The sequence below is a fragment of the Hydrogenophaga sp. genome (assembly GCF_030373245.1).
In the GTDB taxonomy this organism is placed as follows: Bacteria; Pseudomonadota; Gammaproteobacteria; order Burkholderiales; family Burkholderiaceae_C; genus Hydrogenophaga.
The window spans coordinates 107,238-132,143 of the sequence record NZ_JAUCZF010000002.1 but is presented as its reverse complement, the minus strand read 5'-3'; the positions used below and the strand labels follow the sequence as shown (position 1 = coordinate 132,143).

The following is a 24,906-nucleotide window of genomic DNA, read 5'->3' as shown; positions in this document are numbered from 1 at the left end:
GGCTGCAGTTTGCTAGGAAGCGTGTCGCGTGACCACCGGGCGCCCAGGCTTCAGGGGTTCGGCCCGGCGATCAGTGCGCCGCTTCAGGTCGCCGAGGAAGTCAGCACTTCCTAGCGCCCAACCTTTTAATGTGGCATCGGTCAAGGCCTGCTGGTCGGCAGCGCTCAGGCCGCCCTGCACCAGCTCCGCATAGGCTGCTTCGCGAGCAAATGGCGTGTTGCCCAACGCCCAGACCAGAGCGTGGGGAGTGATCAGGCCGTCGTGCCGCAGCCCAATGTGGTGCGCATGGCTGGACCAAGGGTAATCAGCGGGTGCGGCCACCATGCCCGCGCGCACCGGATTGAGATCGATGTAGACCATGCAGGCCAGCAAGTAGCGCTCGGTCTCGATCAAGGTGGACCGGTACCGCCCTTCCCACAAGGTGCCGCTGCGGCCATGCGCGTCGTTGAAATGGCGCACATAGCGCCGCCCCACCGCCTGCATCATCAGCGGCAGGCCGCTCTCCGTGCTGGGGGTGACCAGCAGGTGGAAATGGTTGCTCATGAGCACATAGGCGTGCACCGCCACCTGGAACTTCTCTGCGTACTCAGCCCAGAGCGCGAGCAGCGCGCGCCGGTCGTCATCGCTGGCAAAAATGGCCTGCCGGTTGTTGCCCCGCTGAATCACATGGTGCGGGTAGCCGGGAACGGTGAGTCGAGGTAGGCGAGCCATGGCTGATGGGTGTGGGGAGTTCAGTCGAGTCGCACCATGATAATTGGAATCTGACCCCGATTACCCAGTGAAGGTGTAGCTCATGATCAATCCTCCTTGATGATGGAATCGGACAAATACTGTTGAAGGGCTTTGAGGGCGGGCACGATGTCGCGAAGGGCCTCGGTTCCCGTGCTGATGCGCGCGCCACCACCCTTGAAGTCAAAACTGCCGTATCCGACGTCACACGGGAGCGTGCGCTTGCCAAAGTCCAGTTGCTCCAGTTCTGCGATGGTCATCTTGTGAATCGGGAAGTCAACCTCGTGCGGAGAGCAGATGACAGTCCTGGGCGTGACCCCATCTCTTCGGGGCCAATCGGTCATAAAGAAGGTGACACCTGTGGGCCTCGGGTCTCGGACGGGCTGCAGCCGCATCTCCAACCCCGGATAAGCCTTGGGCCGAACGGTCAGGTTCTCCGGCCAGGTCGGCGGCGGCCCCGATGGCTTGCGGTTTGGGTCGGGGCATTTCTGCGGGTCGAACTGCTCTTTGCACTGGTTGCCCAGGCGCCGGTTACCCAGGCTGGCACCAACCCCCAACCGCCGCCACTCAGGCGGTATCTGGGTCGGGTGCAGACTGGTGAACTTGGGCGCGTTGGGCACGATCTTCTCGCCGGTCCAATAGAACTCCGCCTCAAAACCCACTGCGCCGCACTCGCCTTCATCGGTGACGTTCATGTGCGGCACGTTGAAGGCAAAGCGCGAGGTGTCGATTTCGCCGCCGCCCATGATGGGAATGCGAGTCTTGTTCTCCATCGAGTCCACGCAGGCTTGCAGGCGCGCCTGGTAGTCGGCCAGGCGTTTGTCTGTGTCTTGGCTGGCGGGTTTGCAACCGACGAGCACGACAGCACAAACAGATGCGAGGACAGAGAAGCGAGTGTGCATTCGAGTTCTGTACGTCATGAACATTCAACCTGAAGAAACTGATGGAGAAACGGGTTTGCCCTTTGCGGTGAGCATCCCACCGACTTGCAATGCATCTGAGATGGGCTCAGACACTGCCCTTGAAGTGTTCACGTCCAGCACACCCCAATACCCCGCCGTACCGAGCCGCTGTGCAAATCTCTTCTTGACCGATTCCACCGCCGCCCGCCGCATGGCCTGCAGGCCAGACGGATCGTTCAGGACCTTGCCCACTGCGTCCAACAGCCGCGCCCCATCAAAGAAGTCCACCAACAACCCGTTCTCCCCATGCTGGATCACTTCCCGCACCGGCGCAGTGTCTGAAGCCACCACCGCGCAACCGCTGGCCAGGGCTTCGAGCAGGGACCAGGAGAGCACGAAGGGATAGGTGAGGTACACATGCACCGCCGAGATCTGCAGCACACGACGGTAATGCGCATGGCTCAGCTTGCCCAGGAAGTGCACCCGCCCCGTCTCTCTGCTGGTGTCGATGTTCACTTCGCGCAGCAGGGCTTCGCGCCAGCTCTTGGCGTTCTTCGGTGGTCGGCCGTAGCTGACCTCGTCTCCGCCGACGATGAGCACCTGGCAATGGGGGTGGGCCGCCAGCAGGGCCGGCAGGCAACGCATGAAGACATGGAAACCCCGGTACGGCTCCAGGTTGCGGGCCACGTAGGTGACCACCGGGTCGCCCGCTGTGAGCACCTGGCCGTTGGGCAGGGTGAGCTGGGCTTGCGGGTCGGAGCCGAGCACGTCGGTGGCAATGCCTTCGTGCAGCACCTGGATCTTGGGCTGGTAGGTGGCGGGGAACTGGCTCTTTTGCCACTGGGTGGGGGCAATGGCCACGTCGCACTGTTCCAGGGCCAGCAGGTGGTGGGCGCGCCAGGTGCTCACGCGCAGCCGGTCGTCGAGCGCTGCGGGGAATTCCGGGTCAAAGCCCATGTCGGGGCCGTTGGCGTCGTAGAACCATTCGCACAGGTGGATGAGCTTTGTTTGCGGAAAGACTTCCCGCAGGTACAGGGTTTCGCCCCAGCCGGGGTGGGCCAGCACCACGTCGGGCACAAAGCCTTGGTCTTTTAGCTGCATGAGCAGGCGGCACACGGCCTGGCCGTGCAGCACGGCGTTTTCGAAGCTGCGGCAGTAGGGGTGGGTTTCTTTGGCTGCGCTGCGGTGGGTTTTGTAGCGCAGCCATTGCACACCGGGCATGCCGGGCGCGCCTTCGCGCCCGATGCCGATCACCTCTACGTCGGCCCGGCCCTGCAGGGCGGTGAGTACATGGCGGAACTGGCCAGGAAAGTTCTGGTGGATGACCAGGATGCGGCGTTTGCTCATTGCGTTCGGGCTTTGGGTCGCGTTCATGTCATCGCTCCCGCAAACTCTCGGACCCCGCCCGCTGCACCGGACTGAGCAGGAATTCGATGACTCTGCGCTGCCCGGTCTTGATCTCGGCGGTGATGTTCATGCCCGGGCTAATGGGCACGGTCTTGCCGTCCACATCCATGGTCTTGCGCGAGAGGGTGAGCAGCGTGGGGTAGTGGGACTGGCCTGTTTTGTCATCGGTCACGGCGTCGGCGGTGACGAGCTTGACCTGGGCGTCCACGGTGCCGTACCTGGTGTAGGGGAAGGTTTCCAGCTTCACGCTGGCGATCTGGCTGGGGTTGACGAAGCCGATGTCTTGATTGGCCACGCGCACTTCGGCGGTGAGTTCGGTGGCGTCGGGCACCACCACCATGAGCGGCTGGGCGCTGGTGACCACGCCGCCCACGGAGTGGATGGCGAGCTGCTGGATGACGCCGTCCACCGGGGCGGTGAGCTGGGTGAGGCGGCTGGTCAATCGCATGTGCGCGATTGTGGGCCGACTGCGCACGGACTGACCTTGTCACCCTGCTCGCAAATGCACCCACTCGCGCTGCAGCCGAAGCGCCACCCAAAGGCCCAGCAGTGAACAGCCGCCGGTGACCACCCAGGTCCATTCCCAGCCTCCCACGCGCAACGCCAGCCAGGCCACCAGCGGCGGGCCGATGAACTGGCCCAAAGCAGACAGTTGCTGCATCCAGCCCACGGTGGTGGAGACGGTGTCGGCATCGGGCGCGAGATGCACGGCCACGCCAAACAGGGTGCCGGGAATGAGGCCACCCACGGCGGAGAACAACAGCACGGCCGCGTATTGCAACCAGACTGGCCCCACGCCGCCGAAGGCCAGCGCAGCGCCGAGAGCCATGCTCACATAAGCCATTCGCAGCACCCTGCCCGGCTGGGCGCCATTGGCCAGCAGGCGGCCGGCGCCCACGTTACCCAGCAGGTTGACGCCGGCGGCCAGGGCGGTGAGCGCCCCCAGCGCGGTGCCGCTCACGCCGACCTGGTGGTAGAGCGTGGGCAGGAAGCCGATGACGGCGAGCCATTGGCCGGAATACAACAGAAAGGCGGTGCCCACCAGCCAGGGCCCGGGCGCGCTCAAGGTGCGGCGCAGGCGCGGGCCGAGCGCGGCCACGCCGCCGGGCACGGCCAGCGCGGCGGGCGGTGGCACGCGCCAGCTGAACACGACACAGGCCAGCAGAGCCAGCGCGCTGAGCACCAGCCAGGTACCGCGCCAACCCACCGCGCCAATGAGCGCGGCGCCGAGCAGGAGCGCGAGCGACGTGCCGACCGGCATGTAGGCACCCCACCAGCCGAGGGCGCGCGACAGAGTGGGCGGGTGCAGCACGCGCTGGCGCAGCAGCCCGGGCGCGGGCAACACGGTGAGCAGAAAGCCCAGGCCCTCCACCACGCGCGAGGCGAGCAAGCCCGTCACACTGGGCGCGAGCGCCCCCAGCGCGCTGCCCGCGGCCAGCAGCAGCAGGCCCACTTGCATGACGCGCCGAGGCCCCACGCGGTCGGCCAGCAGGCCGACAAACAGGCCCAGCGTCATGCCGGCGAGCTGCACCAGCGAAAGCAGAAAGCCGGCCTGAATCAGGCTCAGGCCCAGCGCGGCCTGCAGCGCCGGAATGGCCACCGGCAGTTTGCCGATGTGCAGCGCGGCGGTGATGCCCACGCCCAGCACGAGCCAGGCCAGTTGCTGCGCGGCGCGGGCGGAGGCGTCGGGCGGCGCGGGCGGGCTGGCAGACATGCGGCTCAGGGAAACAGCACCTGACCCAACAAACGCTCGTGTTCGCGGATGGCGAAGCGGTCGGTCATGCCGGCGATGTAGTCGGCCACGGCGCGGGCGCGCTGCTGCAGCGATCCCTCCGGGCGGGCGTGGGACTCGGGCAGCTGGGCCGGGTCTTCCAGGTAGCGGGTGAACAGCTCGCTCACCACGCGGCGCGCGCGTTCGGTGGTTTCCATCACCTGCGGGTGGCGGTAGAGGTTGCGCAACAAGAAGCTCTTGAGCACCTGGCTTTCGGCGCGCATGGCGGGCGAGAACGCCACCAGCGGCGGACGCTGACGCACGGCCTCGGGGCTGTCGAGCTCCGCGCTTTGGATGGCCTCTGCGGTGGTTCGGATGACGTCGTACACCTGCTCGCTGAGCATGAGGCGGATGGACTCGAACAGCAGGCGGCGGCCTTCGAGCGTGGGGTGCTCGGCCAGGGCCTGGCAGCGAAAGCGGTCGAACAGGGGCACCTCGGCCACCTGCTCCAGGCTGAGCAGGCCGGAGCGCACACCGTCGTCGATGTCGTGCGCGTTGTAGGCGATCTCGTCGGCCAGGTTGCAGAGTTGGGCTTCGAGCGAGGGCGAGCCGCCGGTGAGGAAGCGCGCTGCCACGCCACCGGGCTCAGCGGCTTCCAAGCGCTGGGCGTTGGCGCGCGAGCAGTGCTTCAGGATGCCTTCACGGGTTTCGAAGCAGAGGTTGAGGCCGTCAAAGGTGGGGTAGCGCTCTTCCAGATGGTCGACCACGCGCAGGCTTTGCAGGTTGTGTTCGAAGCCCCAGCCGGGTGCTTCCTGCTCAGCTTGGCTTGGTCCTGAGAGTGAGCGCAGACTCTCGTGTAAAGCATCTTGCCCGGCGTGTCCAAACGGTGTGTGCCCCAGGTCGTGAGCGAGCGCGATGGCTTCCACCAGGTCTTCATTGAGCTGCAGCGATCGGGCGATGCTGCGGCCGAGCTGCGCCACTTCCAGCGAGTGGGTGAGGCGGGTGCGAAACAGATCGCCTTCGTGGTTCAGGAACACCTGGGTTTTGTAGACCAGGCGGCGAAAGGCGGTGGAGTGGATGACGCGGTCGCGGTCGCGCTGATATGCGGTGCGTGTGGGGGCCTCGGGCTGGGGGAAGCGTCGGCCGCGGCTGCGGGCGGGGTCGCTGGCGTATGGGGCGAGGCCTGTCGAGCCGGCCTCAAGGGTGGCATTCATGCCGGGATGCAGCTGGCGTCGATCACCTTCGCCACCAAAGCATCGGGGGCGCTGCGCACCGTGGCCAGACCCGGACCGTCGATCAGCACAAACTTGATCTCGCCCGCCTCGGCTTTTTTGTCCACGCACATCAGGGAAAGGTAGCGAGCCGCGTTGTCGTGCGGGTCCAGCGACGGCGCCACCACCGGTAAACCAGCGCGGCGCACCAGCGACGTCAGCCGTTCGACAAAAGCCGCGTCGACAAGACCCAGTTCACAGGACAAGCGTGCAGCCATCACCAGACCGCAGCCCACGGCTTCGCCATGCAGCCACTGACCGTAGCCCAGGCCGGCTTCAATGGCGTGCCCAAAGGTATGTCCGAAGTTGAGAATGGCGCGCAAGCCGGACTCGCGTTCGTCCTGCCCGACCACCCAGGCCTTGATCTCGCAACTGCGCCGCACGGCGTAGGCCATGGCAGCCGGATCTTGTGCCAGCAGGTCATCGAGGTGCGATTCGATCCACTCGAAGAACGCCATATCGGCGATGGGACCGTACTTGATCACTTCGGCCAGGCCAGCGCTCAGTTCGCGCGATGGCAGCGTCTTGAGAGTGTCGAGATCGCAGATCACGCGCAGGGGCTGGTAGAACGCGCCGATCATGTTTTTGCCCAACGGGTGGTTGATGGCCGTCTTGCCACCTACCGAAGAATCCACCTGCGCCAGCAAGGTGGTGGGCACCTGCACAAACGGTACACCGCGCATGTAGCTGGCGGCCGCAAAGCCTGTCATGTCGCCGACAACACCGCCGCCAAGCGCAAACAGCACTGTCTTGCGGTCACAGGCGTGCGTGAGCAGTGTGTCAAAGATCTGGTTGAGGCTTTGCCATGTCTTGAAGGCCTCTCCATCCTGAAGCTCTGCGGTGTAGACGCGCGCATAGCGCGAGGCCAGCGCCGCGTGCAGGCGCTGCGCATACAGTGGAGCAACCGTGGAGTTGGTGACGATGAGGGCGGTGGTGGCGATGGGAAGGCCAGCGTAGCTGGTGTCGGCATCCAGCAGCCCAGTTCCGATGAGGATGGGATAGCTGCGGTCGGCCAGATCGATGTCGACCTGTTGCGGTCCGGCAGCCACTGCGGCGGGAATGGGTTGAGGCGTCATCCCTCCAAGTTTAGGGCAGCGCCATGCGATGGACTCTGCTGCCATTTGCTGCAGTGCGCGATCGCGCTTGCGGTGGCTCTGGCCAGGCATGCTCCAGCGAGACGCACCAAGCAGTCCCCCGATCCGGGCAGCATGGGTTCGACGGCGCGTCGAGCGCAATGCCCGAACGGGCAATCAGACTTTGGGCAATGCCGGTGGTTGAGAGGAGGAAACAACCCCGGCCAGTTCGAGCTGCATCACGATCATGTTGACCAAGGTGGCCACCGAAGGGCGACCTGTTTCAATCACAAAGTGCGCGGTTTCTCGGTACAGGGGATCGCGTTCCTCGAAAAGATCGCGCAGGCGCTGCAAGGGATCTTCTACCTGCAGCAGCGGGCGCTTTCGATCATGGCGCAAACGTCGGAACAGTTCTTCGGGAGTGGACCGAAGGTAAACCACCTGCCCCCGCTCGCGCAGTCGCTTCCTGTTTTCGGGCCGCAATACCGAACCCCCGCCTGTCGAGATCACCGCTGCATCAGCCTGGGTGATTTCATCCAGCACGCTAGACTCGATGTCACGAAAGCGCTCTTCCCCAGCATGCTCGAAATACTCACGGATCGAGCAGCCCAGGCGTTGCTCGATCACGTGGTCCGAATCCAGAAATGGAAGCCCCAGCCGTCGCGCTAACTGGCGCCCGACGGTAGATTTCCCGGATCCTGGAAGGCCGATGAGGCTGAGCGTCACTCAATTGAGCCGTTTGACACAACGGCGGCGTGGCGACTCTCCTTATTCAGCTGGTGCATCAACCTTTATATTAATGGTGACACTATTTGACCTGCTGTCCAAGACAACAACACCTACATCACTGCCACAAGCCAAATTGGCATTCACCGCAAAACTCGGATCCTGCCCGTCAACCAACATGAAGCCCTCCGAGTTGATCTGGGATGCCGTTGGCGGGACAAACACATTTCCATTCGCAAAGCCAACGGTCAATCCAGTAACTGTGGCCTTTACGCGAAACGGACCGAAACCGCCATTGATGATGTGGATAGAGAGGCCGTTGGTCACCCCACCGGCCGGGCATGTAGCTATCAAGTGAGTAAAGCCCGTGGGATTCACATTGAGTGCGATGGCATTGCCAATGTCCTCGTCGCCGCCACCACATGCCCCCAGCAAGGACAGCATCGACAAAGCAACCAGAGTTTTCTTGAAACGTTTCATGGCTTGATCAGAATTAGAGTCAACAGTGAAAGTTACCGTGAGATACCGCGATCGGTGATCACGCGGGGCGTGATGAAGATCAGCGTTTCTGACTTGTTGGACACTCGGTTGGTGTTTTTAAACAGATTACCCAAAAACGGGATATCTCCCAAGACGGGTACTTTGGCCACATCTTGTGACTCGATCAATTCAAAGATGCCACCGATGACCACTGTTCCTCCGTTTTCTACCAGCACTTGGGTCTGAACCTGCTTGGTATTGATGGCAATACCCTGGGCCGTGGTCTCACCTCTGCTGTCCTTGGTCACGTTCAGGTCCAGGATGATGTTGCCCTCGGGCGTGATCTGCGGCGTAACTTCCAGCTTCAGCGAGGCCTTGCGGAAGGCCACCGCTGTCGCGCCGCTGGAGGTTGCCTGCTGGAACGGAAACTCGGTACCTTGCTCAATGGAAGCCTTCACCTGATCGGCGGTGACCACTCGAGGGCTGGAAACGATCTTGCCTCGGCCATCGGCCTCCAGCGCGGAGAGCTCCAGGCTCAGAAAACGGTTGGTATTGGTCCTGTCAAACAAGGAAAGAGCAAAGGCTGCAGGCGCAAAACCGCCGGCGCCACTCGACGGCAGATTGAGCAGGCTACCGGAACCAAGGTTTCCTCCTGTAGCGCTGTAGGACGCACCATAACCGATTCGGCCGTCCCCGCCTCCGATGTTTCCATTGCCTCCGCCCAAGCGCACTCCGAGCGATCGGCCAAAGCGATCATCGGCTTCCACGATACGGGCTTCAATGAGCACCTGCCGGATCGGGATATCCAGCTTGGCGATCAGCTCCTGCACTTGCTCCAGCTTGGATGGAATGTCGGTGACAAACAGCTGGTTGGTGCGAGGCTCGGAGATTACGCTACCGCGGCTCGACAGGATGCGGGCATTGGCCCCACCCGAACCCGACCCTCCCGCACTCGAGGTCAACTGCGCCGCAATGTCAGCCGCCTTGGCGTAGTTCATCTGGAAGCCCTGCGTACGCACAGACTCCAGGCTCTCGATGGAGGCTTTGGACTCCAGCTCCTGCTTTTCGCGAGCCGAGATTTCATCGCGAGGCGCAATCCACAGCACGTTGCCGCTCTTGCGAACACCCAAGCCCTTGGCCTGCAAAATGATGTCCAGCGCTTGATCCCAGGGCACATCTTTCAGCCGAAGCGTGACAGCCCCCGTGACCGAGTCGGAGGTCACCACGTTGAAGTTGGTGAAGTCTGCAATCACCTGCAACAGCGAGCGCACTTCGATGTTCTGGAAGTTCAACGAAAGCTTCTCACCGGTGAAGCCTACGCCTTGCGACAGTTTGTTGGGATCGATCACGCGCTCGCGCACTTCCAGTACAAACTGGTTGTCGCTTTGGTAGGCGGAATGCTCCCAGTTGCCTTTGGGCGTGATCAACATGCGCACCCGATCTCCGCTTTGGGAGGTTTCGATCGTTTGCACGGGCGTGCCGAAATCGGTGACGTCCAGTCGGCGCCGCAGACCCTCGGGCAAAGAGGTCTTCAAGAATTCCACCACCAAGCCCTGACCCTGTTGGCGGATATCGACGCCCACCTGGTTGTTCGCCAGCTCCACCACCACACGACCGGTGTTGCCAGAGCCCATGCGGAAATCGATGTCGCGCAGCGCCGCGACGTCGCGGTTGCGGCTTTCAGCGAAGGCAGACGGTGTTGCCTGGGTTTGCGCAACGGCCTCGGTGCGGTCCAGTACCACGATCAAGACCTTGCCCTCGGTTCTGGCCTGGTACGACGCAGCTTGCTTGAGATTGATCACCACGCGGGTTCTATCCCCCGCTTGCACCACGTTGGCCGAACGGAGATTGCCTTGATTGATTTCGACGGCGTTGCGGCCAACGTTGTTCACCACACCAGGAAAATCGAGCGCAATGCGAGCCGGCGCCTGGATGGTGAAACCGGTGGGCACAGCAGGCAACGGTTCAGACGTTTCGATGCGAATGACTTCCACGCCACCCTGCAAACCTCCGGTCACGGACTGGATGGCATTCTGGGCCTGAGCCCAAGCCGACGCCAACAGCAGCCCCGATGCAAGCAATGATTGCCCGATGATGTGAAGCATGGAATTCGAGCCATTGGCCTTGTTATGTTTGATCATTTCGAAGCGTCCTCTTGTAGCTGCAGCGCAGCCGGCCTTTCGGTCCATTCTCCCGATGGGTCCTGCACGATTTCTCGCAAGGTGATGTCGGTCTCGGTGATGCGGTTCACCCGGCCGTAATTTTGTCCCAGGTAACTGCCGGAGCGCACCTGATACAGCAGGTTGTCCACCTTCACCAGTGCAACCAACTGACCCTCTCGCATCAGACTGCCTACCATTCGCATGGTGTCCAGCGGATAGGCTTCAAGAGGCTGCTTGCGACGATTGAGTTCAGGCTCAAGCAAGGCCGAATTGATGACGGTGGCGGCCAGACTGCCGCGCATGACACTGGCCAGTTTTTCGCTGCTGAAAGGCTCGGTGATCCGCTCGCTGAGGTAAGCCTGGGGTTCGAATTTGCTGGGCTCGGGAATGGGCGCAACCTGCGGCCTGATGCTGTTGCGCTCGGTCTGCATCCACTGCTGCAATTCGTCTTCGCCAGATGAGGTGCAGCCAGCCAATGTGGCGACTACCGTCAGAACCAGCCCGAGGACAAGATTTGGGAGCTGCTTCATGGCTTTGCTCCAGCCGGTTTCGTCTTTTGCTGGGCAGCCACTTCGTCCAGATCAAGGTATCGGAAAGTCTTGGCCGTGCCGTCCATGGTGAGCACACCTTCACGCCCTTGCACAGGCGTCAGAGAAAGGTTGTTCAAGGTGACGATTCGCGACAGATTGGCGATGTCGGCCGCGAACAAACCCATGTCGTGGTAGGTACCGGTAACCTTGATCGCTATCGGCAGCTCCGCGTAGTACTCCTTGACCAACACCTGCCCTGGCCGGAAGAGCTCAAACTGCAAACTGCGCCCAAGGCCAGCCTGGTTGATATCGGACAGCAGCGCATCCATTTCGGCTTTGCTGGGCAATTGCTTCTCCAGCTGAGACACGTATTGCTTGACCTGTTCCAGCTGCTTCTTCAGAGCGTCCAGGTTGACGGCCTGCACCAGCTTCTTGCGGTAGTCCTCGCGCAGCTGCACTTCCCTGGCTTTTTCGGCGATCAGCTCCTCGTCAGATGACTTCAGCCAGGCGAACCACAAACCTGCAATCACCGCCGCGCAGACCGCGAGGTACAGCAGGTTGCGTGGCAAGCCAGGCCACTGAGAAGGATCGTTGGGGTCCAGACCTGAAAACTGGCTCTGGAGCTTGGACTGGATTTGCTTGAAGTCCAGGTTGACGGCGGGCATGGTGGCCATGGTGAGACGTTACCTTGTCAGACTTTTCCGGGCACGGCCGCGGGGGCGACCGTTCCGGTACCGTCAGCAGCGGTGTTTGCTGCCGTCGGCCGCGTGAGCGTGGCACGGATGGTGAAATTCGAAACCCGACGCTGCTCTCGGTTGGACACCGAAACACTGGCAGAAACAATCTCGACCAGCTCAGGTCGCGTCAGCCAGGGGCTGTTGTTGGCCAGATTGCGCAGCAGTTCGGACACGCGCTCCTGAGATTGCGCTGTTCCTGTCAACAGAACGCTCTGATTCTCCTGCTTCATGGTGCGCAGATAGATGCCGTCGGGGAGTTGCTTCACGAGTTCGTCCAACATGTGGACGGGGCAGATTGCGATCCCCCTGAAGGTCCTCAACCGCCGTCTGACGGGCTCGCAACGAGGCAATTTCAGCCTGCAAGGAGTTGATGTCCTTGATTTCGTTTTCGAGCTTGGTGATTTCGCCCTGCAGAAAACTGTTGCGCGCCTGCTGGGAAGAGATCTGCCCCTGGTACCAGGTGAACACCGCGCCGCAGACAATGCCGCCCAGCAGCGCAGAAAGACCCAGCTGGGTGAAAAACTGTTCTTTTTGCTTCTTGCGCGCCGCCTCTCGGTGCGGCAAAAGGTTGATCAAAATCATTGGTGGAACCTCCGCAGCGCCAGGCCCGTTGACGTGAGATATGAAGGCGCTTCCCGCGCGATCTTTCTCGCGTGAACGGTCGATGCCATTTCCATCGCGTCAAACGGGTTGATCACCATGCAGGCAAACGAGGTTTGCTGTGTGACTGCGTCGGTCAGACCGGGCAATGCCGCACTGCCACCGGCCAGCAGGATATGGTCCACTTTGTTGAAAGGCGTGCTGGTGAAGAAGAACTGCAGCGCACGACCCACTTCCTGCGACATCGATTCAATGAACGGGTCGAGCACGGCTGTCTTGTAGTCGTCTGGAAGGTCGCCCGAGCGCTTTTTGGCCTCGGCTTCGTCGGCCGAAAAGCCATACTGCCGCACGATGAGCTGCGTGAGCTGGGCGCCACCGAAGGCTTGGTCCCGCTCATAAAGCACCTCGTCGTTGCGCATCACCTGAAGGCTGGTGGTGAGTGCGCCCACTTCGAACAAGGCCACCAAGGAATCAATGCCCTCGTTGGGCAAGGTTTCAATCACACGTCCAGCCGCCATGCGCGACGCGTAGGACTCAACGTCCATCACCACCGGCTTGAGGCCAGCCGCTTCAGCCAGACCCTGCCGATCAGACACTTTTTCCTTGCGCGAGGCGGCGATCAACACCTCCACATCGCCCACCGAGTTGGCGCTGGGTCCGACGACACAGAAGTCAAGACTCACTTCGTCCAGCGAAAATGGAATGTACTGGTTGGCTTCGGACTCCACCTGGGCTTCCAGCTCTTTGTCCGAAAGTCCGCCCGGCAGGATGATCTTCTTGGTGATCACCGCCGAGGTCGGCAGTGCCAAGGCGACGTTTTTGGTCTTGCTGCCGCTCTTGCGCACCACGCGGCGCACCGCCTCGGCCACCTCATCGAACTTTTCGATATTGCCGTCGGTGATCCAGCCCCGCTCCAGCGGCTCGATCGCGCAGCGCTGCAAAACGAGATCACCCGAGCTGTTGCGTCCCAATTCGACCAGCTTGACGCTGGAAGAACTGACGTCTATGCCCAACAACGGTGCCGGTTCACGGCTGAATAAGGACCCCAATGAGATCAAGGCAAGCCCCAGAAAATGATGGTGCCAGCGGGCACCAAACTTAAGAAATCACTTGAATGCTAGCAGTAAGCCCCTTGTGCAGCAAAGATTTTTTGCCTTTGCGACATCTCGAAACGTTGTCAAAAGCATACGCAATTTTTTCGGTCTGCAACGCATTCAGCGGCCCCGCACGACAAGAAATCCACAACTCGTGCAATTCAGCAAGCGACCACTGGCATCCGCGCAACAGCGGCGCTTTTTATAATCTGCGTTCTGCCCGACCATCACTCGCATGCCCAAAGAAAACGAACGAAAGCCCGACCCTCCCGCGAAAGCAGTATCTGCGGCCCGTTCCCTGGTGGTGTGGGTGGGTCGCCTTGCGGTCGGCCTGGTCGGACTGGCGGTGGCGGGCGTGGCGGGGATCCTGATCGCCGTAGGCATCGCACTGGCGGTTGCCTACCCCAACCTGCCCGACGTGGCCGACCTGGCCGACTACCGGCCCAAGCTCCCGCTGCGGGTGCTCACGGCCGACGGGCAACTCATGGGCGAATTTGGCGAAGAGCGTCGCAACCTGCTGACGATCGGTGAAATTCCGGACGTGATGAAAAACGCCGTGCTCGCCATCGAAGACGCCCGGTTCTTTGAGCACAGCGGGGTGGACTATCGCGGCATGATGCGTGCCGCGCTGGCCAATTTGGGGCGTGCCAAGAGCCAGGGCGCCTCGACCATCACCATGCAGGTGGCTCGCAACGTGTACCTTTCGGCGGAGAAGAGCTACACGCGCAAGATCTACGAGGTGCTGCTGACATTCAAGCTGGAACACTTGCTGACCAAGGAACAGATCCTGGAAATCTACATGAACCAGATCTTTCTGGGTCAGCGGGCTTACGGCTTTTCCACGGCATCACAAACCTATTTCGGCAAACCACTCAAAGACGTAACGATTGCCGAGGCGGCGATGCTGGCCGGCTTGCCCAAAGCACCATCGGCCTATAACCCGATCAGCAACCCGAAACGGGCTCGCATTCGCCAGCTGCACATCATCGACCGCATGGTGGAAAACGGCTTCATCACAGAGATCGAGGCAGAGCAGGCACGAGGTGAAAAGCTCAGCCTGCGCTCGGCTGGGTCGCAGATCCGGGTTCATGCCGAGTTTGCCGCCGAAATGGTGCGCCAGGCCATCGTGGCGCAGTACGGGGATGAGGCCTACACAAGGGGGCTGATCGTCACCACCAGCCTGCGATCGGAAGACCAGCGCGCCGCTTACCGAGCCCTGCGCAACGGCGTGCTGGACTTCGAACGCCGCCAGTTCTACCGCGGACCTGAGTTGTTTGTGACGCTGCCCACCGACCCGGCTGCCCGCGATGAAGCAATCGACGACGCGCTCAACGAACGACCTGACAACGACGATCTCATGTCGGCCGTGGTGCTGGAGGCCAGTGCTCGCAAGGTGGTCGCTGTGCGCCAGGATGGCGTGCCGTTCGAGATCATGGGTGAGGGTCTTCGTGCCGTGCAGTCGGGGCTCTCCGACAAGGCTGGACCCAATGTCAAGATCCGTCCCGGCGCGGTGATACGGGTCATCAAGGTGAGCGACAAGGACTGGCGTATCACCCAGCTACCGGAAGTCGAAGCTGCTTTCGTCGCCATGGACCCCAAATCGGGCGCAGTGCGCGCACTGGTGGGTGGCTTCGACTTCCAGAAAAACAAGTTCAACCACGTCACCCAGGCCTGGCGTCAGCCCGGCTCCAGTTTCAAGCCCTTCATCTACTCGGCGGCGCTGGAAAAGGGCTTGTCTCCGATGACGGTGGTCAACGATGCGCCGCTGTTTTACAGCGCGGGTGAAACCGGTGGCAAACCCTGGGAACCGAAGAACTACGACGGTAAATTTGATGGACCGATGTCGGTACGCCGCGCCTTGGCCAAATCCAAGAACATGGTGTCTATCCGGGTGCTTCAGCTGGTGGGGACCCAGAGCGCACAGGAGTGGGTGACCCGGTTTGGCTTTGACGCAGAGCGACACCCCCCCTACCTGACCATGGCCCTGGGTGCAGGGTCGGTCACACCGTTGCAGATGGCTGCAGGCTACGCAGTGTTCGCCAATGGCGGTTACAGAGTCAGTCCAACACTGATCACGAAGGTCACCGACAACAAGGGGCGCGTCATCTTTGCAGACGAATCGAGCGGCCCTAACGAAGACCAGCGGGTTATCGAGCCGCGCAATGCCTTCATCATGAACAGCCTGTTGCAGGAGATCACCCGCTCCGGAACAGCGGCGCGCGCGCAGGCCACGCTCAAACGTCCCGATCTGTATGGCAAAACCGGCACCACCAACGATTCGGTCGATGCCTGGTTTGTGGGCTACCAGCCCACGCTCGTCGCAGCGGCCTGGGTTGGCTATGACACGCCTCGCAACCTGGGCAGCCGGGAGACCGGTGGTGGGCTCAGCCTGCCAATCTGGATCGACTACATGAAACAGGCTTTGAATGGGGTGCCCGTCGCCCAGTACGAGCCGCCGGCAGCGGTGATCAACGTGGGCGGCGAATGGTACTACGAAGAGTACGGACCTGGCCGCGGCGTGCGGGGCCTCGGGCTTGACGACCCCTGGCCGGGCATGCCCGATGTCGGCGTGCCGGGCACCGAAGGCGACGAACCACTGCCGGTACCCATCCCCTCGGATGTGCGCCGCGGCATCCTCGACCTGTTCAGGAACTGAAGCGCAGCGTCAGGCCTGACTGTTCGCTGGCGCTTTGCGACAGCTGCTCAAAAAACTCGCCCAGTCCTTTGGTGTCCATCCACTGCTGGCCGTCGAAGCGGTAGTGGAATCCGCCGGCGCGCGCCGCCATCCAGACTTCCTGCAAAGGCTTTTGCAGGTTGATGATGATCTGACTTCCGCTGGCAAAGCTGAGCGTCACCATGCCGCCCGTGCGTTGATTGTCGATGTCCGCGTCGGTGGTGTCGTTGATGCGATCACAGCCGAGCTCCACCGCGCGCAGCAGCCGTTCGGCATGGTCAAGATACTCTAGGTCGGTCATTACAATCTGGGGATGTTCAGGCGATGTGCTTCACAAATTCTAGGCGCTGCTCGTCCTGCGACCCGATCGCCAGTGCGTGCCGCCCTGCTGGTGACCGGGTTGCTGCTCGCCGCATGCGGTCAGAAGGGCCCTTTGTTCCTGGCGCCCAGTTCGACTGCGCAGGCCGCCAAGCCCGCGCCACCACCTGCAGCCGTCGGGCCTGCTGACAGCTCCGTCCCCGTCAAACCCGCCCGCTGAATCGGCGGTCATCTCGGCCTGCAAAGTCGGCACTGCAGTCACCCTTTCTTCGTCCATGAAAACCGCGTCTTCCCACTCACTCCCTCCTCACATCCACTACCTGGATGGACAACTCGGCGTGGAGCAGCGTTCTTTGGAGGCGCTGGCACGCGAGCACGGCACACCCCTATTTGTGTACAGCCAAGCCGCGATGCTGGACGCCCTGGGCGGCTACCAACGTGCGCTCGCCGGGCGCGAACACCTGATCTGCTACGCCATGAAGGCCAACTCCACGCTGGGCATCCTGCAGAGCCTGGTGCGTGCCGGCTGTGGCCTGGACATCGTGTCGGGTGGGGAGCTGGAGAGGGCTTTGGCGGCAGGGGTCACCCCGGAGCGCATCATTTTTTCAGGTGTCGGCAAGACCCGCGCCGAGATGCGCCGGGCGCTGGCGGTGGGCATTGGATGTTTCAACGTCGAAAGCCGGGCCGAGCTTGATGTGCTGGACGCCGTGGCACAGGAGGTAGGCCAGCGCGCGCCGGTGAGCATTCGCGTGAATCCCAATGTGGACGCCAAGACCCATCCCTACATCTCCACCGGACTCAAGGGCAACAAATTCGGCATCGCCCACGAAGACGTGGTGGCCACCTACCAGCACGCAGCGACATGCCGCGGCTTGCGCGTGGTGGGCATCGATTGCCACATCGGCTCGCAAATCACGCAAACCGAGCCCTATCTGGACGCGATGGATCGCGTCCTTGACCTGGTGCAGGCCATCGAAACTTCGGGTGTGGCCATTGCCCATATCGATTTTGGCGGTGGTCTGGGCATTGACTACAACGCAGACGCGCCGCCCCCTGCCCAACAGCTGTGGACCCAGTTGCTTCACAAGCTTGATGCGCGCGGTTTTGGTGATCGCAAGATCCTGCTCGAACCCGGGCGCTCGCTGGTGGGCAACGCCGGTGTCTGCGTGACCGAAGTGCTGTACCTCAAGCCAGGTGAACAGAAGAATTTCCTGATCGTGGACGCGGCCATGAACGACCTGCCCCGCCCCGCCATGTATGAAGCGTTCCACCGCATCGTGCCGGTCGCGCCACGCCCAGGCGCGCCAACGACCTGGGATGTGGTCGGCCCAGTCTGCGAAAGCGGGGACTGGCTGGGTCGAGATCGGGCGCTGGCCGTGCAGGCCGGCGACCTGCTGGCCGTGTTGTCGGCCGGTGCCTACTGCATGAGCATGGCGAGCAACTACAACACGCGCGGCCGAGCGACCGAACTGCTGGTGCAAGGTGAACAGGTGACCGTGATCCGCCAGCGTGAAACCGCGGCCGATCAAATGCGTTTGGAAAGCCTGCTTCCCTGAATCTGGCGCCAGACCCGCCAGGCCAGCAAGCTGCCGAGCATGGCGGCGTAGACCGCGACCTCGGCATAGTCGTTTTTGCCGCTGCGCATCCAGAAAAAGTGCAGCACCGCCAGGCCGGCGATGAGGTACACCGCGCGGTGAATCAGCTGCCAGCGTCGGGCACCGATGGCCCGGATGGCGGCGTTGAACGAGGTACTGGCCAGCACCAGGAGCAAGCACCAGGCCAGCATGCCCACCAGGATGAACGGACGCTTGATCACATCGTCCACCACTGCAGCCAACTCCAGACCCTGGTCAAACCACGCGTAGGCCAGCAAGTGAAGACCCGCGTAGAAAAACACAAACAGCCCCAGCATGCGCCGCCAGCGCGCCAGCACGCTCAGGCCCGTGGTCACCCGCAGGGGGGTCACCGCCAGCACCACCACCAGGAACCTCAAGGTCCAGTCGCCCAGCGAACGGATCAGCGCTTCGGCCGGGTTGGCGCCGAGCTGGTCGTTCACCGCTGCCCAGAGCAGCCAGGCCGCAGGCAACAGGCACAACAGAAACAGCAACGGCTTGACCACCGAATGACCCAACCCGCGGTTCAAGGAGGCACGAGCCGAGGAAACGGCGACCTGTCCCGGGACTGTTGGCGAATTGCCCTGCGCCACGTCAGAAGAACTTGCTCAGGTCCATGCCCGCGTAGAGCTGGCCGACCTGCGGTTCGTAGCCATTGAACATCAAGGTCTTGCGTCGCTTGGCCAGCAGGCCACCCTCTTCACCGATACGCCGCTCGGTCGCCTGGCTCCAGCGGGGGTGCGCCACGCCCGGATTGACGTTGGAGTAAAAGCCATACTCTTGAGGCGCTGCCACGTTCCAGGCGGTGCGAGGCTCCTTGTCGGTGAACCGGATCTTGACCAGCGACTTGCCGCTCTTGAAACCGTACTTCCACGGCACCACCAATCGCAGAGGGGCGCCGTTCTGGTTCGGCAGAATCTCGCCATACATGCCAAACGCGAGCAGCGTGAGCGGATGCATGGCCTCGTCCAGACGCAGCCCCTCCACATAGGGCCAGTCGAGCACGTTGGATCGAAGCCCCGGCATGACCTTGGGGTCAGCCAAGGTCACAAACTCCACGTACTTTGCGCTGCCCAGCGGCTGCACCTGTTTGATCAGCGCTTCGAGCGAGAACCCGACCCAGGGGATCACCATCGACCAGCCCTCTACGCAACGTAGCCGGTAAATGCGCTCTTCCATGGCGCTCAGCTTGAGCAGTGCATCGATGTCGAAGCTGCGTGGCTTGCTCACCAGGCCTTCGACGGCCACCGTCCAGGGCCGTGTCGGCAATGATTTGGCGTTCACCGCCGGTGCGGCCTTGTCGGTCCCGAACTCATAAAAATTGTTGTAAGTGGAGGCGTGCTCGTAGCGCGTCAGGGCCTCGGGGGTCGATGCACCGGGTACGGTGGATCGCGCGCTGCTCAACGCCGCAAGCTTGCCTGGGCGAGCGGTGGCGGCCTGAGCCAGCGCATCGCGACCGGCCCAGGCGGCCAGCGTCGCCCCGCCTGCGCCCAAGGCCAAGCGTTGCATCCACTCGCGCCGGCTTTGGTAGGCGGATTGCGAGGTGATCTCGCTGGGCGTGGTGTGGATGAAGCCTTTGGAGGCGGTGCGAACAATCATGAGGCGCTCCTATCAGACCGGTGGGTCGTCAGAAGCGCTCCATTCTTACAAAGTTCCGATATCAGCAGGCCTCGCGGGCCATCGGATCACAGTTCACCGTAGCTGTGCAGCCCAGAGAGGAACATGTTCACGCCGAGGAAGGCAAAGGTCGTGATGGCCAGGCCCACCAGCGCCCACCAGGCAGCCACCGTGCCCCGCAGGCCTTTCATCAGGCGCATGTGCAGCCAGGCCGCGTAGTTCAGCCAGACGATCAAGGCCCAGGTTTCCTTCGGATCCCAGCTCCAGTAGCCACCCCAGGCATCAGCCGCCCACAAGGCGCCTAGCACGGTGGCGATGGTGAAGAAGGCAAAACCGACTGCAATCGCCTTGTACATCACGTCGTCCAGCACCTCGAAGCTGGGCAGACGTTCGGCGATCCGACGCCGACCGAACATGATGGAACCCACGATCAGCAACGAGACGCCAAAGTAGACAAACCAGTAACTGCCGCCCTTTTCGGCCGCTGCCTGGCGGAACACGATTGGCTCCAGACACAGCACCAGACCCAGGATCCACAAGGGCGCAAGCTTGTACCAGCGGGTCTCGGTGGCACTCTGTTTGATCAGGTAGGCAAAGGCCAACATTGCTGCGATGGCGAATGTGCCGTAACCCACGAAGTTCGCCGGCACATGAATCTTCATCCACCAGCTCTTCAGCGCGGGCACCAGTGGCTGGATCGCATGGGCTTCACGGACCACGGTGTACCAAAGCAGGAAACCCACCGCAGCGCTCACCACCAGCATGCTGAACGCGCCCATGGAGCGAGTCTTGTACTGGTCTTCGTAATACAGGTAAAAAGCGGTGGTCATCCAGCAAAACAGCACGAACACCTCATAAAGGTTGCTCACTGGGATGTGCCCGATATCGGGGCCGATCTGATGACTCTCGTACCAGCGCACCATGGTCCCCACCAGGGCCAGGGCCACCGCCACCCAGGCCAGCCGGGAGCCGAGCGCCTCGAAGGCATCGCCCGCGCGAGTCAGCATGCCCGCCCAGTAAAACACCGTGCTCATGAAGAACAGCACGCTCATCCACAGAATTGCCGACTGACTGGAGATGAAGTACTTCAGCAAAAATACCTGATCGGCACGCGCCAGATCGGCACCGCTCGCGGGCGTCTGGTAGAGCCAGATGGCCAGCAGCGACAAGGCCGCCACGACCACCGTCAACAGACGCAGCGGTCGCCAGAACCAGCCCAGCCAGATCAGGCTGGGCACCGTGCCAACCAAGATGGCTTCTTCGTAGAAGTCCATCGAGCTGCCGTACTGCACAAACGCCCAGACGGCACCCGCGATCAGCAGGACGGCAAACAGCCAGTCCCACACGTCCCGGCGGGCGAAGTAACCTGGCCTTTGCTCAGAGCCGTTGTTCTTGAGCTCGATCGTCTGGGTGGCGGAGGCTGTGTTCATGCTTGTACCTTCAGCAGTTGTCGCTTCAATGTCTCGAATTCTTCGTCGGCTTCCATCGTCTTGCGGTTGGACGACAGCGCCATGCTGGCCTGAGAGCTGCTCTCACCCACCGGTGCCAGCCAGACCCATACGCGGCGCTCACGCACGTAGAGCATCGCAAAAACCCCGATGATCAGCAAGAGACAGCCCAGGTAGACGATGTTCTGGCCTGGGGCACGCGCCACCTGGAACACACTGGCCTGCACATGCTCGAAGTCTTTCAGCTGGAAGGTCATGGGCGCAGGGTAATAAAAGGCGTCGCTGAGGCTGAGCACGGCATTGGTCATGTACGTCTGCGTGACTTCGTCTCGCGGCAAAGGCGCCAGGCCGGCCCGCTCGCGGCTGATTTGCATCAGCTCAAAGAGGCTGCCGTTCAGGATGCGCACCAGCACGTCGCTGGCTCGCTCGCGCTCCGCGGCTGGCACATTTGCCTCCAGGAACGCCGAGACGGCAGGCAGGCCACCCTTGGCGGTCTGAGGCGGCTGGTCGGCTCTGCCCGCGATCGCGATGCGCTCGGCGCCCGCAAACAAGGCCATGGCGCGGGCGGCCGAACCTTGCAAGGCTTCGGCCAGCTCGGCGCGCTCACCTTCCACAGCAGACACCGCATAGCGTTGCACCGCCAGCTCGCGCAGGGCCGGGTCGGCCAGCGCTGCTCGCAGCCGCACGAAGTCCTGCAGACTGTCTTCGCGATCGGCCGGCACACGCAAGTAACGGATCGGCTCGGCGGGCGTCTCGCGCAGGCCCAGCAGGTAGACGCGCGCACCGTCGATCTCCACCGGCAGCATGTAGTTGTGGTACTCCACCGCCTGACCCGCGCTGTCGCGCAGTTTGTAAGTGATGCTGGGACCGACGTTGCGCAGCACCTTTTCGGTCACGGTCTTATGGCCCGAGCCCAGACGGCTCTCGATGGCAGTGCGCAAGTCGACCTTGCGCACATCGGTGCCCGAACCCAGGTCGGTTCCAGAGAAATTCTCGACGTTGATCACCCGCAGGCCAGTGAACTCCAGTGTGAGCTGCTCGCTTCCGTTGCTCAGGGGAGCCGTGCTGCCGATGGTGCCGATGACCTCAAAGGGTTTGGTCGGGCTGTTCAGTGGCAGGGCCTGCAAGGTGACCTTGGATCCACCGTCATCAAAGCTCGACTGGTAGATGTTGATGCCGCGGTGACTGGCTGGATGGTTCACCTCGACCCGCGCTTCTTTCTTTTCACCAGTCTCGTGATCATGGATCACGATGTCGCTGGCGAACAGCTTAGGCATACCGGTCTCGTAATACTCGACAACGAATTTTTTGAGTTCGACCGAAAACGGCAGGTCCTGCAGCAGCACGCCTTCCGGCTGAGCCAGGATGGCTGTTCCTGCGGTCGTGCCCTCGGTCACCAGCAGGTTGCCGCGAAACGTCGGGTTGCTGGGGGAAAGCCGGTGCTGCGCCGGCACATCGGCAATCAGTCCACCGCCGGTGAACGGCGTCTTGCCGTTGAACCAGGTCTGCCCGCGCACCATGAGATCACCATCAAGCAGCCCCCCGATGCAGACCAACACGATGGCGCTGTGCGCAGCGAGGTAGCCGATTTTGTTGGCTGTGCCCTTTTTCGCAGCCACCATCCAGCCAGTGCCATCCGCAGATGCACGGGACTGCAACTTCACCTTCCAGCCCGCACCCAGCAAGGTCTGGCCGATTCGGTTGGCAGCAACTTCGGCGCTTTCACCGAGCAGCTGCTCGGCCCGATTGGGAAACGCCTTGAGGCTTTGCTCGCGGACGTTTTCCTTGAAGGTCTTGAAGTCGGCAAAGATTTTGGGTGTGTTGCGGGCGATGCACAAGCTGGTGCTGGTGACCAGAAACGCCAGGATCAGCAGAAACCACCAGGCGCTGTAGACCGAATACAGGTGAGCGCTGGCAAACACATCGGCCCAGAATGGGCCAAACTGGTTCACATAGTTGCCGAACGGTTCATGCTGCTTGATCACGGTGCCAATCACCGAGGCGATGCAGATCACCGTCAGCAGGGAAATTGCAAACCGCATGGACGACAGCAACTCGACCAGCGCGCTGAGCGCGCGCGAGCCGATGTTGACTTGCACGCCTTGGGTGGAAACGGTCATGAATGCGAAACGCTGATGGCTGCAATGAAAAAGGGCGACCCTGGAGACTCCAGAACTCGCCCTGATGGGATGGGGATCAGAGCCGGTGGTTCAAACTGCCCGCGCCGCCCCGATTGTGCCCTTAAATATTATCGTCGCCTTATATTATCTGGCTGCAACGACTTTTTCGCCTGCCGTCCTCCGTCTTCAACGCAAGCCAGCGATGAAGTCGGATACAGCGGCAATCTCTTTGTCGTTCATTTTGGACGCTACGCCGGTCATGGCCGCATTGTTGGCGCGCGCACCGCTGCGAAACGCCTGGAGCTGGGTGGCGGTGTATTCGGCGTGCTGACCAGACAGGCGCGGGTACTGCGCGGGCAGGCCGGCGCCGTTGGGGCTGTGGCAGGCGGCGCAGGCGGCGATCTGGCGGTCGGGAATGCCGCCGCGGTAGATGCGCTCGCCCAGACGCACGGTCTCCTTGTTCTGGGCAAACCCTGGCGTGCCCTTCTGGCTGGCGAGCCAGTAGGCGATGTTGGTCATGTCTTCATCCGACAGCGCCGAGGCAAAGCCCTTCATGATGGCGTTGTCGCGCTTGCCAGATTTGTACTCCTGCAGCTGCTTGACCAGGTACTCCGGATGCTGTTGCGCCAGCTTGGGGTTGACCGGCGCAGCGGAGTTGCCGTCTGCCCCGTGACAGGCGATGCAGACACCGCCGAACAGGGCCGCGCCTTTGTTCAGGTCGGGCTTGATCGTCTGCGCGTGAGCACTGAAGGACAGGGCTGCAAAGGCAGCGGCGCAAAAAAGCGAGGCGGACAATTTCATGACGGGCTGGCTTGGATCGTGGCGGAATCGGATTGCACAAAAATGCGGCACTCTTTGCCGCAGACATTCAATTTTACAATGGCAGACCCGGCTTTCCCGGGATAACCGACTATGACGCAAACCTCCGCCCCCGCCCGCCCTGCCCAGAAGCCGACCCGCGGGGGACCTGCGGCAAAGCCACTGGCGGTGAACCCCGAGGCCAAAATCGCGCACGGCTGGCTGCACACTGCCCGCTTCCTCACCACCGCACCGCAGCTGGAGCACTTGCCGGCCTTGGATCTGCCGGAGATCGCCTTCGTGGGCCGATCCAATGCGGGCAAATCCACCTGCATCAACACGCTCACCCAGCAAAAACGACTTGCTTTTGCGTCCAAAACGCCTGGCCGTACCCAGAGCATCAACCTGTTTTCGCTCGGCAAGCAGGGCGTACACGACGCCGTGCTGGCCGACCTGCCGGGCTACGGCTACGCTGCGGTTCCGCGTGAGGCCAAGCTGCGCTGGCAGCGGGTGATGGGCAATTACCTGATCACTCGCAAAAATCTCAAGGCGGTGGTGCTGCTGTGCGATCCGCGCCTGGGCCTGACCGAGCTCGACGAGATCCTTCTGGAGGTGATCCGCCCGCGGGTGGAGCAGGGGATGAAGTTCCTGATCCTGCTCACCAAGGCCGACAAGCTCACCCGCACAGAAGCCAACAAGGCTTTGTCGATTGCGCGGCTGCAATGCGGAGGCGGCGAGGCACGCCTTTTTTCGGCACTCAAGAAGCAGGGCCTGGACGAGGTGGCCACGCTGCTGTGGGGCTGGGCACATGAAGATGGCGTGAGCGAGGAAGAGGCCGAACCGCCAGCGTTGGACTAAGGCCTTTTCATCCTGTTTTTCTGATTTCGAACGCGGTG

23 protein-coding genes and 1 pseudogene are annotated in these 24,906 nt (G+C 62.2%); 4 read left to right on the top strand and 20 right to left on the bottom strand.

The features are described from left to right. Positions 1-12: 12 nt before the first annotated feature. The 14 genes and pseudogenes from QUV25_RS06005 to QUV25_RS05940 form a co-directional block, all read right to left on the bottom strand. Positions 13-711, bottom strand: a complete 699-nt coding sequence (locus QUV25_RS06005; protein WP_300862341.1) for a transposase — start codon at positions 709-711, stop codon at positions 13-15. An 86-nt stretch (positions 712-797) separates the two neighbouring features. After that, positions 798-1,655, bottom strand: coding sequence for a hypothetical protein (locus tag QUV25_RS06000; RefSeq protein WP_300862338.1), 858 nt, complete (start codon positions 1,653-1,655; stop codon positions 798-800). Continuing rightward, positions 1,656-3,005 carry a glycosyltransferase family 4 protein gene (locus tag QUV25_RS05995; RefSeq protein ID WP_300862336.1) on the bottom strand — a complete coding sequence of 450 codons (1,350 nt, stop codon included), beginning with the start codon at positions 3,003-3,005 and terminating at the stop codon, positions 1,656-1,658. Between the two features lies 1 nt (position 3,006). Further along, positions 3,007-3,486: an HlyD family efflux transporter periplasmic adaptor subunit gene (locus QUV25_RS05990; protein WP_300862334.1), complete on the bottom strand. Its 480-nt coding sequence runs from the start codon at positions 3,484-3,486 to the stop codon at positions 3,007-3,009. Between the two features lie 39 nt (positions 3,487-3,525). Continuing rightward, entirely contained in the window at positions 3,526-4,752 is a 1,227-nt protein-coding gene (locus tag QUV25_RS05985) for a CynX/NimT family MFS transporter (RefSeq protein WP_300862333.1), read from the bottom strand. Positions 4,753-4,757: 5 nt separating this feature from the next. After that, complete coding sequence (locus QUV25_RS05980; protein ID WP_300862331.1) at positions 4,758-5,963, bottom strand: deoxyguanosinetriphosphate triphosphohydrolase; 1,206 nt, start codon at positions 5,961-5,963, stop codon at positions 4,758-4,760. Then, positions 5,960-7,096 (bottom strand): 3-dehydroquinate synthase, encoded by a 1,137-nt coding sequence (aroB, locus tag QUV25_RS05975; RefSeq protein WP_300862329.1) that lies wholly within the window; start codon positions 7,094-7,096, stop codon positions 5,960-5,962. Before aroB ends, QUV25_RS05980 begins: the two co-directional genes overlap by 4 nt. A gap of 174 nt (positions 7,097-7,270) precedes the next feature. Then, positions 7,271-7,819 (bottom strand): shikimate kinase, encoded by a 549-nt coding sequence (locus QUV25_RS05970; RefSeq protein ID WP_300862327.1) that lies wholly within the window; start codon positions 7,817-7,819, stop codon positions 7,271-7,273. A gap of 42 nt (positions 7,820-7,861) precedes the next feature. Further along, positions 7,862-8,299: a hypothetical protein gene (locus QUV25_RS05965; RefSeq protein WP_300862324.1), complete on the bottom strand. Its 438-nt coding sequence runs from the start codon at positions 8,297-8,299 to the stop codon at positions 7,862-7,864. Between the two features lie 32 nt (positions 8,300-8,331). Further along, positions 8,332-10,440, bottom strand: a complete 2,109-nt coding sequence (pilQ, locus tag QUV25_RS05960; protein ID WP_300862322.1) for a type IV pilus secretin family protein — start codon at positions 10,438-10,440, stop codon at positions 8,332-8,334. Then, entirely contained in the window at positions 10,437-10,991 is a 555-nt protein-coding gene (locus QUV25_RS05955; protein ID WP_300862320.1) for a pilus assembly protein PilP, read from the bottom strand. The genes pilQ and QUV25_RS05955 overlap by 4 nt, the downstream gene beginning before the upstream one ends. After that, positions 10,988-11,665 carry a type 4a pilus biogenesis protein PilO gene (locus QUV25_RS05950; RefSeq protein ID WP_300862318.1) on the bottom strand — a complete coding sequence of 226 codons (678 nt, stop codon included), beginning with the start codon at positions 11,663-11,665 and terminating at the stop codon, positions 10,988-10,990. Before QUV25_RS05950 ends, QUV25_RS05955 begins: the two co-directional genes overlap by 4 nt. 17 nt (positions 11,666-11,682) lie before the next feature. Next, a pseudogene (locus tag QUV25_RS05945) lies at positions 11,683-12,310 on the bottom strand (PilN domain-containing protein). Next, a complete protein-coding gene (locus QUV25_RS05940; protein WP_300862316.1) occupies positions 12,307-13,386 on the bottom strand; it encodes a pilus assembly protein PilM in 1,080 nt (359 codons plus the stop codon). Before QUV25_RS05940 ends, QUV25_RS05945 begins: the two are co-directional and overlap by 4 nt. Positions 13,387-13,657: 271 nt before the next feature. On the opposite strand from QUV25_RS05940, the gene QUV25_RS05935 reads away from it, so the two are divergent. Beyond that, positions 13,658-16,078 carry a penicillin-binding protein 1A gene (locus QUV25_RS05935; protein WP_300862314.1) on the top strand — a complete coding sequence of 807 codons (2,421 nt, stop codon included), beginning with the start codon at positions 13,658-13,660 and terminating at the stop codon, positions 16,076-16,078. Here the strand turns inward: QUV25_RS05935 and cyaY are convergent. Beyond that, positions 16,068-16,397 carry an iron donor protein CyaY gene (gene cyaY / locus QUV25_RS05930; RefSeq protein ID WP_300862312.1) on the bottom strand — a complete coding sequence of 110 codons (330 nt, stop codon included), beginning with the start codon at positions 16,395-16,397 and terminating at the stop codon, positions 16,068-16,070. The genes QUV25_RS05935 and cyaY overlap by 11 nt on opposite strands. Before the next feature lie 12 nt (positions 16,398-16,409). On the opposite strand from cyaY, the gene QUV25_RS18250 reads away from it, so the two are divergent. Next, on the top strand, positions 16,410-16,634 hold the full coding sequence (locus QUV25_RS18250) for a lipoprotein (RefSeq protein ID WP_366945640.1): 225 nt from the start codon (positions 16,410-16,412) through the stop codon (positions 16,632-16,634). Between the two features lie 55 nt (positions 16,635-16,689). After that, positions 16,690-17,970 carry a diaminopimelate decarboxylase gene (lysA, locus tag QUV25_RS05925; RefSeq protein WP_300862310.1) on the top strand — a complete coding sequence of 427 codons (1,281 nt, stop codon included), beginning with the start codon at positions 16,690-16,692 and terminating at the stop codon, positions 17,968-17,970. Here lysA and QUV25_RS05920 read toward each other — a convergent pair. The 5 genes from QUV25_RS05920 to QUV25_RS05900 all read right to left on the bottom strand — a co-directional run bounded on the left by QUV25_RS05920 (position 17,940) and on the right by QUV25_RS05900 (position 24,013). Then, positions 17,940-18,557 (bottom strand): sulfite oxidase heme-binding subunit YedZ, encoded by a 618-nt coding sequence (locus tag QUV25_RS05920; RefSeq protein ID WP_300862308.1) that lies wholly within the window; start codon positions 18,555-18,557, stop codon positions 17,940-17,942. The two genes, lysA and QUV25_RS05920, sit on opposite strands and share 31 nt — an antisense overlap. 64 nt (positions 18,558-18,621) lie before the next feature. Next, on the bottom strand, positions 18,622-19,626 hold the full coding sequence (msrP, locus tag QUV25_RS05915) for a protein-methionine-sulfoxide reductase catalytic subunit MsrP (RefSeq protein WP_300862305.1): 1,005 nt from the start codon (positions 19,624-19,626) through the stop codon (positions 18,622-18,624). 86 nt (positions 19,627-19,712) lie between these two features. Then, the gene (gene ccsB, locus QUV25_RS05910; RefSeq protein ID WP_300862303.1) at positions 19,713-21,074 is read right to left on the bottom strand and encodes a c-type cytochrome biogenesis protein CcsB; all 1,362 of its coding nucleotides are present in this window, start codon (positions 21,072-21,074) and stop codon (positions 19,713-19,715) included. Further along, on the bottom strand, positions 21,071-23,212 hold the full coding sequence (locus tag QUV25_RS05905) for a cytochrome c biogenesis protein ResB (protein WP_300862302.1): 2,142 nt from the start codon (positions 23,210-23,212) through the stop codon (positions 21,071-21,073). The genes ccsB and QUV25_RS05905 overlap by 4 nt, the downstream gene beginning before the upstream one ends. A 186-nt stretch (positions 23,213-23,398) precedes the next feature. Then, entirely contained in the window at positions 23,399-24,013 is a 615-nt protein-coding gene (locus QUV25_RS05900; protein ID WP_300862300.1) for a c-type cytochrome, read from the bottom strand. A gap of 111 nt (positions 24,014-24,124) precedes the next feature. On the opposite strand from QUV25_RS05900, the gene yihA reads away from it, so the two are divergent. Next, positions 24,125-24,868 carry a ribosome biogenesis GTP-binding protein YihA/YsxC gene (yihA, locus tag QUV25_RS05895; RefSeq protein ID WP_300862297.1) on the top strand — a complete coding sequence of 248 codons (744 nt, stop codon included), beginning with the start codon at positions 24,125-24,127 and terminating at the stop codon, positions 24,866-24,868. Positions 24,869-24,906: the final 38 nt, after the last annotated feature.

Bases quoted from the DNA above. Each gene is read 5' to 3' on its own strand.
- QUV25_RS06005 (WP_300862341.1), bottom strand. From the start codon at position 711: ATGGCTCGCCTACCTCGACTCACCGTTCCCGGCTACCCGCACCATGTG.
- QUV25_RS06000 (WP_300862338.1), bottom strand. From the start codon at position 1,655: ATGTTCATGACGTACAGAACTCGAATGCACACTCGCTTCTCTGTCCTC.
- QUV25_RS05995 (WP_300862336.1), bottom strand. From the start codon at position 3,005: ATGAACGCGACCCAAAGCCCGAACGCAATGAGCAAACGCCGCATCCTG.
- QUV25_RS05990 (WP_300862334.1), bottom strand. From the start codon at position 3,486: ATGCGATTGACCAGCCGCCTCACCCAGCTCACCGCCCCGGTGGACGGC.
- QUV25_RS05985 (WP_300862333.1), bottom strand. From the start codon at position 4,752: ATGTCTGCCAGCCCGCCCGCGCCGCCCGACGCCTCCGCCCGCGCCGCG.
- QUV25_RS05980 (WP_300862331.1), bottom strand. From the start codon at position 5,963: ATGAATGCCACCCTTGAGGCCGGCTCGACAGGCCTCGCCCCATACGCC.
- aroB (WP_300862329.1), bottom strand. From the start codon at position 7,096: ATGACGCCTCAACCCATTCCCGCCGCAGTGGCTGCCGGACCGCAACAG.
- QUV25_RS05965 (WP_300862324.1), bottom strand. From the start codon at position 8,299: ATGAAACGTTTCAAGAAAACTCTGGTTGCTTTGTCGATGCTGTCCTTG.
- pilQ (WP_300862322.1), bottom strand. From the start codon at position 10,440: ATGATCAAACATAACAAGGCCAATGGCTCGAATTCCATGCTTCACATC.
- QUV25_RS05955 (WP_300862320.1), bottom strand. From the start codon at position 10,991: ATGAAGCAGCTCCCAAATCTTGTCCTCGGGCTGGTTCTGACGGTAGTC.
- QUV25_RS05950 (WP_300862318.1), bottom strand. From the start codon at position 11,665: ATGGCCACCATGCCCGCCGTCAACCTGGACTTCAAGCAAATCCAGTCC.
- QUV25_RS05935 (WP_300862314.1), top strand. From the start codon at position 13,658: ATGCCCAAAGAAAACGAACGAAAGCCCGACCCTCCCGCGAAAGCAGTA.
- cyaY (WP_300862312.1), bottom strand. From the start codon at position 16,397: ATGACCGACCTAGAGTATCTTGACCATGCCGAACGGCTGCTGCGCGCG.
- QUV25_RS18250 (WP_366945640.1), top strand. From the start codon at position 16,410: ATGTTCAGGCGATGTGCTTCACAAATTCTAGGCGCTGCTCGTCCTGCG.
- lysA (WP_300862310.1), top strand. From the start codon at position 16,690: ATGAAAACCGCGTCTTCCCACTCACTCCCTCCTCACATCCACTACCTG.
- msrP (WP_300862305.1), bottom strand. From the start codon at position 19,626: ATGATTGTTCGCACCGCCTCCAAAGGCTTCATCCACACCACGCCCAGC.
- ccsB (WP_300862303.1), bottom strand. From the start codon at position 21,074: ATGAACACAGCCTCCGCCACCCAGACGATCGAGCTCAAGAACAACGGC.
- QUV25_RS05905 (WP_300862302.1), bottom strand. From the start codon at position 23,212: ATGACCGTTTCCACCCAAGGCGTGCAAGTCAACATCGGCTCGCGCGCG.
- QUV25_RS05900 (WP_300862300.1), bottom strand. From the start codon at position 24,013: ATGAAATTGTCCGCCTCGCTTTTTTGCGCCGCTGCCTTTGCAGCCCTG.
- yihA (WP_300862297.1), top strand. From the start codon at position 24,125: ATGACGCAAACCTCCGCCCCCGCCCGCCCTGCCCAGAAGCCGACCCGC.